Consider the following 12,665-nt stretch of genomic DNA (forward strand, 5'->3'; position numbering starts at 1 on the left):
TCATGCGGTTCCTCTTCGACAACCCCTCGTTCTCGTTCGAAGCCTTACGCGCGGCCGGGTTCGCGACGTACGGCGGCGCGGACTTAGGCGAGATCTTGGCCGCCGCACGCGACATCGCGGACGGCGGCGAAGATGCCTGGCACCAGACCTGGAAGACGACCGCGACCCGGGTCCAGGCCATCGGCGAGAAGTCGCTCGCCGGCGGGCACCGTGTCAGCGCCCGGGAAGCACTGCTGCGCGCGTCGAACTACTACCGGACCGCCGAGTTCTTCCTGCGTGACCACCCAGCCACCGACCCCGAGGTGACCGCACTGTCCACGCTGTCCCGCGACACCTTCGCCCAGGCGATCGCGCTGTTCGACACGCCGGTCGAGCCGATCGAAATTCCCTACCAGGACACCACCCTGCCCGGCTACCTCTACCTCGTCGACGACTCCGGCGCCCCACGGCCGACCATCGTCTACACCAGCGGCTACGACTCCACACTTGAGGAGTCGTACTTCGCCATCGCCGCCGCCGCGCTCCGCCGCGGGTACAACGTGCTGGCCTTCGACGGCCCAGGCCAAGGCGCGGCGCTGCGCCGACAGGGGCTCGTCTTCCGGCCAGACTGGGAGGCGGTCATTACACCGGTCATCGACTACGCCGCCGGCCGGCCGGAGATCGCGGACGACCGGATCGTCCTGTTCGGCTACAGCCTCGGCGGCTTCCTTGTGGCCCGCGCTGCTGCGTTCGAACCGCGCATCGCAGCGCTCATCCTCGACGACGGCATCTACGACTTTCACGCCGCCTTCGCCCGGGTGCTTCCCCCTGCGCTGGCCCAATGGGTGGCCGAGGAGCGCGACGACATCGCCAATCCAGTGCTGGCGATGCTGGCCGGCGCCAGCACCGAGGTCCGCTGGGGCCTGCACAACGGCATGTGGGCGCTGGGCGCCGGGTCCTACGCGGATCTGCTGCGCAAGACCCGCGACTACACCCTCGAAGGCATCGCCGAGCGGATCACCGCACCGACGCTCGTCATGGACGCCGACGCCGACGCGTTTCTCCAGGGCCAGCCGGCCAAGGTCGAGCAAGCACTTGTCAACGCGCCGACCACATTCGCCACGCTGAGCGACGCCGAAGGCGCAGGCGAGCACTGCCACATGGGCGCATTGGCGCGAGCGCACCAGGTCATGTTCGACTGGCTCGACGCCACCCTGCTGAAGCGGTAGAACACTGGTAGTCCGATCTCTCTGGCTTGCCCCTGCCGATGCTGGAGGTGCGGCTGGCCCAGGTCGACGCGCGGCTGCTGCCTGCGGCCACCCAGGCTACCCAGCTGCACGGCGCCATCGCCTTGGATTCCAGAGCTGGACCGGCCCAACCCGATCGTGATCGACGTCGGCCGCCGGCGACGGCTCGGCCCTGCCCGCTGCCGACGGCGGCCTCGATAGGGTCCTGTGTGTACAACAGAGCCCTGCCTGCCGCGTCGGGTCGAGGTTTTCGCCGACCCAGGCCATGGCGGGGGTCGACGCCGACGGTCCGACTGTTCCCGGCCGTTGGCGAGCCAGCCGAGCTGCACCGTCACTATCGTGGTCGCGCGAGTCAGCGGCCTCACGTCATCCAAGCCCCCCGCATCGTTCCGCCTGATACGACGAGAGCGGTGGCCTCGCCTCCTGCGAGGCCACCGCCATCCTGTGCTCGTCCAAGCGCTGTCGCTGACCGCCCGCTGCTATCCGGCGTGGCGCGCGATGGCATACAGGTCGCGGGCGGGGGGCCGGTGAGCTGCCGACCGGTCGGCCACACGATCCGCAGGCAGCGCCGCAGCGGGGGTCCGACAACGGGCACCGCGGCTAACGTGGCGGTGGCGAGTTCGGTGGTGACCGCGAGGGAGCTCAGCACTGCCGGGTCGCTGCCAGCAGCGACTGCATGCTTGATCGCGGTTGTCGAGGACAGTTCCAGCATCGGCGTGGCGATGGGGCCGCAGCCACGTTCGCGCAGCGCCGCCTCGAGGGACCGGCGGGTGCCGGACTCGGCCTCCCGGGCGACCAGCGGTGCGGCGGCGAGCTCGGCCGGGTGATCCCGCGACGGCGACGGGCCCACGGGTGGCTCGGGGCGACGAGGCGGTCCTCGGCGACGGTCTCGGCGCGCAGGCCGGCGGGTGTATCGGGGCCTTCGACGAAGCCGATCCCGGCGTCACCAGCGAGGACGCGTGCGGCCACCTGCGTGGAGTCGCCGGCCTACAGCACGGCGCCGAGGCTGGGGTGCGCCCGGCGCGGCGCCACCAGCCAGCCTGGCAGCAGGTATTCGGCGATGGTCTGGCTGGCCGCCACCACGAGCCGGCTGTCCGCGGTGGCGCGCAGCGTGGCGACGCCCGCCGCCAACGCTGCCGCCGCATCGACAGCGGCCCGGGCCCGATCCGCGACCAGTGCGCCGGCCTCCGTGAGCGTGGACCCCTGCGGGGTGCGGTGCAGGAGCGGGACACCGAGCTGCCGTTTCAGCTGCCGCAGGCGGGCGCTGGCCGCCGGCTGGGAGATGTGATGCGCCTCGGCGGCGCGACCAACGCTGCCGAGCCGGACGACCGACACAGCAGGTCGAAGCTGGTCAGGTCGGTCACCAACGGTGGCAAGGGCATAACGCCAGCCTATGAGGTCACAATCGATCGCCGTCTACCGGTGCGGCCGTTGCCGTCGGACATTGAGACACGTGACCGCTTTGATGGACATTCCGATCGCCGCACGCAAGCCAGGACGCCCAGAAGTGCTCGCCTACCTGGGACCGAATTGGTTCGCCTCAGTGATGGGCGCCGGCATCGTCGCCAATGCCGCCGCAGTATTGCCGCTCCATCTGCCCGGACTGCGACTCGCCGCGACTCTCGTATGGGCCTGCGCGGGGCACCTGCGTCGGGACAGGGCGACTGCGCTCGGGCACGCAGCCGATCCGGTGATGGCGCAGTTCTGGGGTGCGCCGCCGATGGCGGCGATGCCGGTCGGTGGGGGAGCGCTGCTGCTGGGCCGGGATTGGCTCGGACTCCATGCCGCGGTGGCCGTCGACGGGGTGCTCTGGATCGTCGGTACCGTCGGCGGCTTGATCACCGCGGTCGTGATTCCCTACCTCATGATGACGCGGCACGAGATCGGTGCGGATGCTGCGTTCGGCGGGTGGTTGATGTCGGTCGTGCCGCCGATGGTGTCGGCCGCCAACGGCGCCCTTCTGGTGCCGCACCTGCCGGCCGGGCAGCTGCGGCTGGGTGTGGTGATCGCCGGCTACACCTTGTTCGGCGTGAGCCTCGTCGCCACGCTGATTATCGTGACCCAGCTCTGGGCCCGGCTCGTCCAACACCGCATCGGCCCGGCCAAGCTGGTACCGACCCTGTGGATCGTTCTCGGCCCGCTCGGCCAGTCGATCACCGCAGCCCACCTGCTCGGCGCTGCGGCCGCTGGTGTGCTGCCGGCCCCGTACGGCCCCGGCGCGCAGGTCTTCGCCCTGTTCTACGGTCTGCCCGCGTTCGGGTTCGCGCTGCTGTGGCTCGCCTTGGCCTTGGCCATCACCTGGCGGACGCTCCGCAACGCTGACGGCGGCCTGCCGTTCACACTGGCCTGGTGGAGCTTCGTCTTCCCCGTCGGCGCCCTCGTCACCGGGACCCTCGGCCTCGCCACGCGCAGCGATGTGCGTGCCCTGACCGCGTTGGCCATCGTGCTGTATCTGTTCCTCGTCGCGTCTTGGACCACGGCCGCCATCCGCACCGCGCACGGCGCCTGGCGGCGACATCTGCTCCGGCCGCCGACCTGAGCCTGGCCTTGCTCCGAACCGTCGCACACGACCTCGCACGACGGACACCCGAATCGCATGATCGAAACGCCGTCAGATGGGGGACTACAAGACCATCGACGCCGCTGACGGCAAGTCGGTGAGGGTCCAGGACAGCTGCCTGCTGTGAGTGCCGAATCCCCAGTCGACAGCCTGTTCGATGACGGCCAACAGCACGGCGTGCTCGGAGGCGAACCACGCAAGTGCGTGCTCATGATCGTTGAGAGTATCGGGAGTCACGCCGGGTTGTGGGGTGGCCGGCCTGATTAGGCTTCTGTGAGGGTTGAGTAGAACAGCGCCGGCGTGGGCGGTGTGGAGGTAGTGGTCGAGGGCTCGGTGTACCGCCGAGTGCAGCTCACCATTGGACTCTGAACGATGGGCGAGTTCTTTGGCGTAGGCCCGGAGTAGTCTGTGAAGCGTGTAGCGTCCCCGCGTGCGTTCGGTGACGAGGTGTGCGCGGCCGAGCTCCTCCAGCAACAGCCGGATCTCAGCCGGCGTCCTGCCGGTCAGGCTCGCCGCGGCCGGTGCCGCGATGTCTGGTCCTGGATGGACACCGAGCAGCCGAAACAGTTGAGCGGCGTCGGTGCTGAGTGTGTGGTACGACCACGAGAACACGGCTCGTATGTCGGTTGCCGCGTCACCACCGTTGAACGCGTCAAGGCTGCATTTGGACTCGCGGAGTTGGTCGGCCAGAGCTGCGACTGGTAGGCGGGGATGAGCGCCGGCACGGGCGGCCGCGATGGCAAGGGCGAGTGGCAGCCGTGCGCACCTGGCGACGACTTCGTCCAACGCGTGCGGTGCGACAGGGCATCGGGACTGGTCGATGCGATGTTCCAGCAGTTCCCGTGCCTCGCTTGTCGTAAGGAGATCGAGGGTCAGCGGATGCGCTCCTTCAGCCGCGACGAGACTGGTGAGCTCCGTACGGCTGGTCACTACGACCAGGCAGCCTGGCGCACCGGGCAGCAGCGGGCGAACCTGCTCGGCGTCGCGAGCGTTGTCGAGCACGACGAGCACCCTCCTGCCCCCGAGCAGGCTGCGGTACAGGCTGACGAGCCCGCCGACGCTCCTCGGAATTCGCTGGGGCGGGATTCCGAACGCCTCCACAAACTCGCGTAGCGCCTCGACCGGGCTCATCGCCGAGCCGCCAGGCCCAAAGCCCCGCAGGTCGATGTACAACTGACCGTCCGGGAACTGATCGGAGACCCGATGGGCCCAGTGAATCGCCAGGGCTGTCTTGCCCACGCCCGCAGTTCCCGACAGGGCGGAGATGGCCACTGCGGTGGGCTGCCGGCTGGCCAGGATCGTGTCGAGCTGCGCGAGTTCGCCGCATCGACCGATGAAATCACGCACGCCCGGAGGAAGTTGTGCAGGTACCGGGTTCGGCAGGGTTCGGGCCAATACCTCACCCGGCCGGTCGAGCGTTGATGTGCCCCATAAGGCCGGATCATCGGTGAGGATTGCCTGGCGCAGCCGCTGTAGCTCCTGGCCAACATCGAGGCCATGCTCCTCGGCCAACGCTGTAGCGCCTTCTGCGTAGACCCGTAGAGCCTCGGCCTGCCGGCCGGACCGGTACAGCGCCACCATCAACTGACCACGTAGTCGCTCACGCAGCGGGTCTGCCACGACCAGCCTAGAGAGGTCTGCGACCAAGTCGGCATGTTCTCCCACGGTCAATCTGGCGTCCGCCCACTCCGACGACACCGTCGACCGTAACTCGTCGAGACGGGCTGCCTCGGGCAAGACCAGAGACGATGTGATGCCCTCGAATGCCTGACCACGCCACAAACTCAGCGCTTCGCCCAGCAGGCGGATTGCCTCGGCATGTCTGCATTCTTCGGACGCCCGCCGGCCCAGGCGCGCGAGGGCCTCGAACATATCGGCGTCATAGTGCCCGTGGTTGATTCGAAGCAGGTAGCCGAGCGCCTGCGTCACGATCAGGCCGCCGGACTCTCCAAGGGCCCGCCGCGTCGAGGAGACCAGCGCCTGCACCCGGTTGCGCGCCGACGCAGGTGGGTGAGCGCCCCACAAGCCCTCTACGAGCCGATCCGCCGTCACCACGTGCTGCGCGTTCGCCGCCAGGATGCCGAGCAGGTTGTACTCCAGCCGACCAAGGCTCACTGGACCGTCCGTTGTCACGACCTCAATCGGACCAAGCGCACGGACAAGCGGCGGCCCGTCGCCACTGGTAACCACGCTGCGACGGTATCGACAACAGCTCGCAGGCGTTCCAGTCTTTGATCAAAGGCTGAGGTTCGCCCGAGATGTGGACGACCGAGTCATGTCGCGATCGATTTTGCCGCGCAGTGCAATCGCAGTGCGGTCGCAGCGCAACCACAGTGCGGGCCGACATCCTGTTGGCGATCTCTGCTGCGTCTTGAACCGATCCCGAGAGAAGCGACGTCTTACCGTGCATGAAGTTGGTACTGCGCCAGCTGGTCAAGCCCTACCGCTGCAGTTTCGACCATGGCCGTGGCGGCACATCCGGTGTGCATCGCGCACTCCCGTAGTCGCTGTAGCGCAAGCCAGAACATGACCGATGCGCTATCGCTCGTCCAATTCCGACCACGTCGCAGGATCATCACCCAGTCAGCCTTTGTCGGAAGCCAGCACGCTGCGCGGCGACGTTCTCGGTTTCGGGGCAGTGCCTGGTTTTCATCACAGATCCGAAGGCTCGAGCGCCAGGCCGTCCCCCGTTGGCTGTGCGCTCGGCCTCGTCCGGCGGTTGGGCTGGCTCGTCTCCGTGTTCACGGGGCGACACAGCCCAACCGTCGGATCCTGGCTGGTATCGACCGGGCGGCGCGGTACCTAACTCGCCGGCCCACGTCGTCTCGATCGCCATGCTCCGCTTGGTCCGACGGCGTGCGCCGCGCGACGCGGGCTTCGGGAGCATTGCGATCCGAGAACCGAGCTCGCGGACGCCGTTGTTGGGCAAGTTCCCCTGGAGTGGAAAAATGACGACATTCGGCGTTCGCCGCCGGGCCCCGGCAGTGTTCGCTCGCCGATTCGGCCGGCGGCAGGGATTGTTCTTTCGTAGCCGTTCTCGGGCTGAGCACGGTTGCGCCGTTCGGCTCGATTGGCCCTCGTTCGTGCCGGGGGCGGCGTGTCATGACTTCTCGCAGTTCACGGTGAAGCGTTCCCGGGCACAGCGGCGGGCCACAGGCACGGAGCGGTTCTGGATGCCTGGCCCGGTGCGACCGCTTGCGGTGACAGTCGTTCCGATCGGCCGGGCGGCGTTCGAGACACACGGTCAGGCGTGCACGACCGTGACGTGTCCGACCGCCTCGGCGCCGCATGACATGAACGAGGGCGAGCCGACATGCCGCGGGTAGGGCTGATTCGTCGTCACATCAATGGTTTCACTTCGTGGCAGTTTCAGGTGGGTGCGTCGTCGCCGATGGCCGTACTCGCCGGTGGTGTGGTCTCCACGTACGCCACGATCGGGGTGTTGGGTGTTCCGTTGTCATTCCCGATCATCGGGTTGGCGCTGGCGCTGCTGTCTGTCGGCTATTTGGCGATGACATACCGGGCGGGGAATGCGGCGCCGGCGTATGCGTTCATGGCACTTGGCTTGGGGCCGGCGTGGGGGATCGCGTTCGGTGTACTGGCGATCGTGGCGTACAACAGCATCCAGATCTCGCTGTACGGGCTGTTCGGCGCCACGATGGCCGGCGTCACCGGTGTGGGCGGTTGGCAGGTGTGGGCTTGGATCGGGTGGCTGGTTGTTGCGGTCTTCGGCGTCGCCAACTTCTCACTGGGCAAGGTCGTCATCGCCGTCGTGGGGATGGCCGAGATCGGTGTGATCGCGCTCCTAGTGCTGGCGGCATTTACCCACCCGCATGGCGGCCACATCAGTGTGGCGCCGCTGACCGTCGGTGCGCTGTGGGATGAGCGGGGTCAGGTCGGTGGTGTGTTCGCATTGTCTGTTGCCGCGTTCGTCGGATTCGACACTGGCGCGGCATATGCCGAGGAGGGCAAGACCGACAAGACCGTGATCAAAGCGACGGTCGCCACGTTGGTCTTCCTGCCGGTGTTCTACGCGTTGGTCGCGTGGGCGTTGCCCGTCTGGACCGGACCCGACGAGATCGTGGCCGCGGCGAGAAATACCGCCACGAACGGCCTGCCGTTCGGCATCCTGGAACGCCACTACGGTTCCGGGGTCAGTGTCCTGGCCGAGATGCTGCTGGTATCGAGCGTGCTGATCGCGGCACTGAGTTTCCACAACACAATCGGACGCTACGTACACTCGGTTGCGCGGGAAGGTGTCATCCCGAGTGTTCTCGGCACGGTCGGGCTACGGTCCGGACGGTTCGCCGGAGCGACCGCTCCGGCATCACTACTGCAGACTGCCGTCGCCGGTGTAGTGATCACCATCTTCATGGTGGCCGGGGCCGACCCGATCCAGGGCATGTTCATCTGGCTGTCGTCCGGCGCCGCCGTCGCGATTCTAGTGATGCTCGTAGGCGTCTCGATCTCGGCCGTCCTTTACTTCCGCAAAGGCGGCGGCACGACAGAGAACGTACTGGTCCGCACCGCGTTGCCGATCGCTGGTGCCGCTGCCGGCGGCGCCTTGATCTGGACCATTGTGGCCAACCAGTCAGCACTGCTCGGTGTTCCCGCCGACTCCTGGCAGCAAGGCGTGATCGTCGGTGCCGTCGCGTTGACCCTCGCCGCCGGGTTTCTGCACGCCTGGCTCATCAAGACCAGGTTTGCCGACCGATACGCCAACGTAGGCCGCGGCCGGCCCGACGAGGTCACCGTCCCCGACTACCAGCTTGGAGACATTCGTGTCTAGGCCGCGCCCGACGACCGGGCCCGACGACCACCGTTGGGACCCCACCGTTCAAGCCGCCGGCCTTCCCCGCCGGTCCTATCTCTATGCTGTCCCGCCACCCGCTGATGGCGGAACTGACCAGCCCGCCCCCGACGATGCCACCCACCAATACCCACAGCATGGCAGTGGTGCGTCACACCTGCCACAGCACAGGCAGCAACAGCTGTATCCCGGTGAGTGGGCTACTGTGCTGTTCCCGAGTACACCACAGCGCCCACCGACTAAGCAGTCCGGGCACGGCAGCCTTCATCCCGCGAGCTTGGCCGCGAGTGGTGAGACGCAATGGGTCGCTGGCATGCACGTGGCGGCGTCCGGTGCGAGGCCATTCGAGACGAATCTCGCGCCATCGGGCCACGTAGCTGGCCCGGAGTCGGCGTGGCTGACCCGCGCCCCAGCCGAACTGCGCCCACCCACACCAGAGCTGCGCAGCGGACTGCCCGTGCGCCTAGAGGCGCACCTCAGCCCACATGGCCGCTGGGCAGTCGAAGATCTACGCATCCAGATCGTGGTCAGGGCTACGGCGCTGAATATCAACCACGCATACCAGGCGTGGCAGATGCGCCGGACTCGACCGATCAGTGCCACTGCACTCGCGCTTCTGTTCGCGGTCCCGACGCGTCTCGGCGAGGACGGCCGTGAACCGACCCGATACGAGCTGCGCGCGGACACGCGCACCTGGCCGGCGAGCCGAAAGACCGCAGACTCGGCAGGCATACTGCGGGCGCTCACGGACCAGGTGTACAACGGATGGCGTCAACGCGACTTCGATGTCCGCGCGGCGTTACTCAACCGTCGAGATGAGGGCTGGACGGAACGAGACTGGCGCCAGAGGCCCATGCTGGCAGGGGTAGCGCTGTCGTCTCTCGACACTCCGTACGGCATGTGGAAGCAGGTGCTGCGCGAGGCGGAGTCGTCGCATGATGTCCCGGGCGAAGCCCTCGTCCAACTCGTCGACGGCGGACGGATCCGTATATTGCGTCACGCCAGCCGCGAGTATGACCGTATCGAACGAGAGGCCAGCGTTTCGCTGAACCTCGGCTCTGCCGGCCCAGTGCATGCGTATCGCTTCAGACGCGAGCTCAACGAGCTTCCACCGAACCACCCCCGTGCCTACGCCTGGCATTTCCTGGCCGAATTGACCCGCATGATCTATTGGGGATGGGCGCCGTGAACACCGTCAACACCGAACCCGTGCAAGCACATCCGCTGCAGTCGCACCAGGCAACGGTCCGGGGTCACCACGCGTTTCCACGCATCCGCTCGGACCGCCGGAGGCGAACCGCATGACGACGGAGCCGCCTGTTCACCCCGACAACCCTGACCGCGTTGCCACGCCCGCTGATATGCCGGCTTCGGGCGGGACGGTACCTGGCACATCGAGCGGAATGCTGCATCTGGCCGGTCGCAGCGATGGCTGGAAGGACCTTCTGGCGTGACCGCGGTCAGCGACCTCAGATTGCTGGCCCGTTTGCGCGGGCTGCATCGCAGCCTTGTCGAGAGCGCTGACACCGACATCGGGTACCCGAACGCGACAGACCTGGATGTGTTCCCGCTACTACGGTTCTGGGACACGCCGCTGAACAACGTCGGGCATCCGTTCGCGGCCAGCCGTGGTTTCCGCGGACACACCCTCCAGATCGAGCGGGACGTCGTGTCCGAGGTCGCTGACCTACTGCGCGGGCCCGCCGACGACATCACGGGATACGTCACCAACGGTGGGACCGAGGGCGTGCGCTACGGGCTGCTGCAGGCCCGGGAACGATTCGGTCGTGTCGTGCTGTACGCCTCGAGCGCGGCCCACACGTGCGTTGCGAAACTCGCTCGCGAATTGCGGATTCAGCTCGTGGTTGTGCCGGCTGACGCACGTGACGAACTGGACTACGACGCGTTGGTCGCCGTCGCTGCCGGGCGACCGCGGCGCGCGGCTGTCGCGGTCGTGGCCACCATCGGCACGACCATGGCTGAGGCGATCGACGACGTCCGGCGCGTTCACGCCGCACTCGACGCAGCTGGCGTGCCCGCCGGCCGCCGGTACGTGCACGCAGACGCCGCACTCACCGGTTTGGCGCTCGCGGGCCTGGACCCGGCGGCCCGGCCTGGTTTCGACTTGGGCGACGGTGCCGACTCAATCAGTGTCAGTGGACACAAGTTCCTGGGCGTACCGACCCCATGCGGTGTTGTGGTCGCGCGGGCCAGCCGAGGCGTGCCTGCCGAACCGACTCGCACCTACACCGGCGCACCCGACATGACCCTCACCGGGTCCCGATCGGGGCACACCCCGCTGATGATCTGGTGGGCGCTGCGGACCTTCGGCCGCGACGGACTGCGCCGCCGAGCTGCGGCATCCCGGCACATGGCGGCCCGCGCGGTCGATCTCCTCACCCAAGCTGAGGTGCCCGCCTGGAAGCATCCACTTGCCTGCACCGTCGTGCTCCCGCGCCCGTCCGACACCTTCTTGAACACCTGGCCGATCGCGGTGCACGGCGACTGGGCCCACATCATCTGCATGCCCGGCAAGGACGAAGAGACCGTGCGCCGGTTCATCGGTGCCTACCTCGCCGACGTACGACCAACGTCCGACCGCCAGCTGCGGGCTACCACCCCGCTGGCCGTCGCCGAGGAAAGCGTACTGGCATGTTGACCATGAGATTGCTGCTCAGCTGCCAGGGCCACGCCAGCGGCCGACGCGGACGGCTACAGAACGGGCCGCTGCGGCCGATGCACCGCACACCGGGCACCGGGCCCGCTGTGGGCCGGAACTGTGCGATGTAGCAGACAATCCGTTTCAGCTGTGCCCGCTCGCCATACGGCGGTCAGTGCCATGACCGCCCAGCGACTGCTGGGGAGGCCGCGAGGACAGGGAAGGGGCTCGCGGTCTCCCCAGCGCCTTCAGCCGCAACCCGAAAGGAGGCCGTCCGTCGCCAGCCGTGTCGGGCGATTGGCCGCGGTGCTGCGCCGTCATGGTGTTGCGGCGCCAGGTAGGTGTGCCAGCGAACAGTGCGCTGTTGCCGCCGTCGTTGCGGCGGTGCCGGAGAGCTCACTGGTTACGACAGCCAGATCGGTGACCCGGTATCTGACGCCGCCGGTCTACTCGCTACACGGTTCGCCTCGCTCATTCCGACAACAGTGGGTCGACGGCGATTGTCGCGATCCTCGCCGCCTCGCCGATGTGCGAAACCCCACCTCCGCAACGCGGCGCCGCGCTGCGGATGCTGGCGGCGCTGACCCAGCATCACGGGCGACGGTGTCCACGTCGATCTGCTGACCGTTCGGGCATGCGCTTCCGGTTCGGCGACAGCGGCGCAGCGGCTACGCTGACCATCGACAGTTGCCGTTGAGTGCGAGCGGCTCTCAGGCGGCTGTCCTGACTTGCGACTGGACGGTCCGGTCTGACCCGCTGGTGCGGAGTCGGGTTGGGGCTTCTTCGCCTCCTGGCGGAGGTGACCTTGGCCGCGGGAGCGGCGAGGTGGCGTGCGGCGGGCCTGCGGGGTGGTGAGTTGGTGCAGGCCGCCGCGGCGCAGGCTCGCCACTCTGGCGTGGGCTCGGCTGAGCCGGGCCGATGCTCGCCGCCACCGGTGCTACCGCTTCTGCCCGACCCTGCGGTCCGGGCCCTGCTGACGCGACAACGCCGGCCGTGCTTGCTACAGAGGTTGAAAGGTCAGGGTTACGGCGGTTCGGGGTCGAGGGTCAGGCCGGTGTGGGTGAGGAAGCTGGTCAGGAGGTCGGGGCGGTACTGGATGCGCTTGAGCCGGTTCTTGACCACGGCGGCGAGCTGGTCCACGCCGGTCACGGCGAGGTTGCCCAGGCTGCGTTTGACGTGTGACCAGACGCCCTCGGTGGGGTTGAGGTCCGGGGCGTAGGCGGGCAGTTGGATGACGTGGAGCCAGTCCCGGCTGGCGGCCAGTTGTCGCATCGCGGCGCTGATGTGGGTGTTGAGGTTGTCCCAGATGACCACGATCGGGGCCTTGAGGTACTGGTGGGCGGCATCGAGCAGGGCGGCGTAGTCGGTTTCGGCGAAGCTGCGCCGTTCGCCTTTGCGGGCGCGGTGGAC

9 protein-coding genes are annotated in these 12,665 nt (G+C 68.0%); 5 read left to right on the top strand and 4 right to left on the bottom strand.

Translation table 11 applies throughout. The features are described from left to right. Nucleotides 1-2: 2 nt before the first annotated feature. The gene (locus ABZS66_RS27110) at nt 3-1,208 is read left to right on the top strand and encodes an alpha/beta fold hydrolase (RefSeq protein ID WP_354762313.1); all 1,206 of its coding nucleotides are present in this window, start codon (nt 3-5) and stop codon (nt 1,206-1,208) included. A 379-nt stretch (nt 1,209-1,587) separates the two neighbouring features. Here ABZS66_RS27110 and ABZS66_RS27115 read toward each other — a convergent pair whose 3' ends face one another. Together ABZS66_RS27115 and ABZS66_RS27120 are read right to left on the bottom strand one after the other, a co-directional pair. Further along, the gene (locus ABZS66_RS27115; protein WP_354762315.1) at nt 1,588-2,076 is read right to left on the bottom strand and encodes a LysR substrate-binding domain-containing protein; all 489 of its coding nucleotides are present in this window, start codon (nt 2,074-2,076) and stop codon (nt 1,588-1,590) included. 137 nt (nt 2,077-2,213) lie between these two features. After that, nucleotides 2,214-2,561 (bottom strand): LysR family transcriptional regulator, encoded by a 348-nt coding sequence (locus tag ABZS66_RS27120; protein ID WP_354762317.1) that lies wholly within the window; start codon nt 2,559-2,561, stop codon nt 2,214-2,216. A gap of 118 nt (nt 2,562-2,679) precedes the next feature. On the opposite strand from ABZS66_RS27120, the gene ABZS66_RS27125 reads away from it, so the two are divergent. After that, nucleotides 2,680-3,765, top strand: a complete 1,086-nt coding sequence (locus ABZS66_RS27125) for a TDT family transporter (protein WP_354762319.1) — start codon at nt 2,680-2,682, stop codon at nt 3,763-3,765. Nucleotides 3,766-3,849: 84 nt separating this feature from the next. Here the strand turns inward: ABZS66_RS27125 and ABZS66_RS27130 are convergent, their stop codons facing one another. Continuing rightward, entirely contained in the window at nt 3,850-5,976 is a 2,127-nt protein-coding gene (locus tag ABZS66_RS27130; RefSeq protein WP_354762321.1) for a BTAD domain-containing putative transcriptional regulator, read from the bottom strand. 1,123 nt (nt 5,977-7,099) lie between these two features. Here ABZS66_RS27130 and ABZS66_RS27135 point away from each other — a divergent pair. The 3 genes from ABZS66_RS27135 (at nt 7,100) to ABZS66_RS27145 (ending at nt 11,255) form a co-directional block, all read left to right on the top strand. After that, complete coding sequence (locus tag ABZS66_RS27135) at nt 7,100-8,575, top strand: APC family permease (protein WP_354762323.1); 1,476 nt, start codon at nt 7,100-7,102, stop codon at nt 8,573-8,575. Nucleotides 8,576-8,909: 334 nt separating this feature from the next. Then, on the top strand, nt 8,910-9,785 hold the full coding sequence (locus ABZS66_RS27140) for a hypothetical protein (RefSeq protein ID WP_354762325.1): 876 nt from the start codon (nt 8,910-8,912) through the stop codon (nt 9,783-9,785). A gap of 261 nt (nt 9,786-10,046) precedes the next feature. Further along, nucleotides 10,047-11,255, top strand: coding sequence for a histidine decarboxylase (locus tag ABZS66_RS27145; RefSeq protein ID WP_354762327.1), 1,209 nt, complete (start codon nt 10,047-10,049; stop codon nt 11,253-11,255). 1,023 nt (nt 11,256-12,278) lie between these two features. On the opposite strand, the gene ABZS66_RS27150 is transcribed toward ABZS66_RS27145, so the two are convergent. Then, on the bottom strand, nt 12,279-12,665 hold a 387-nt coding region (locus ABZS66_RS27150; protein WP_354762329.1), incomplete at its 5' end, for a transposase.

The sequence above is a fragment of the Dactylosporangium sp. NPDC005572 genome (assembly GCF_040605515.1).
Lineage (GTDB): Bacteria > Actinomycetota > Actinomycetes > Mycobacteriales > Micromonosporaceae > Dactylosporangium.

What these genes read in the sequence shown, in the direction of transcription:
- ABZS66_RS27110 (WP_354762313.1), top strand. Translation starts at nt 3, where the DNA reads ATGCGGTTCCTCTTCGACAACCCCTCGTTCTCGTTCGAAGCCTTACGC.
- ABZS66_RS27135 (WP_354762323.1), top strand. Translation starts at nt 7,100, where the DNA reads ATGCCGCGGGTAGGGCTGATTCGTCGTCACATCAATGGTTTCACTTCG.
- ABZS66_RS27140 (WP_354762325.1), top strand. Translation starts at nt 8,910, where the DNA reads ATGCACGTGGCGGCGTCCGGTGCGAGGCCATTCGAGACGAATCTCGCG.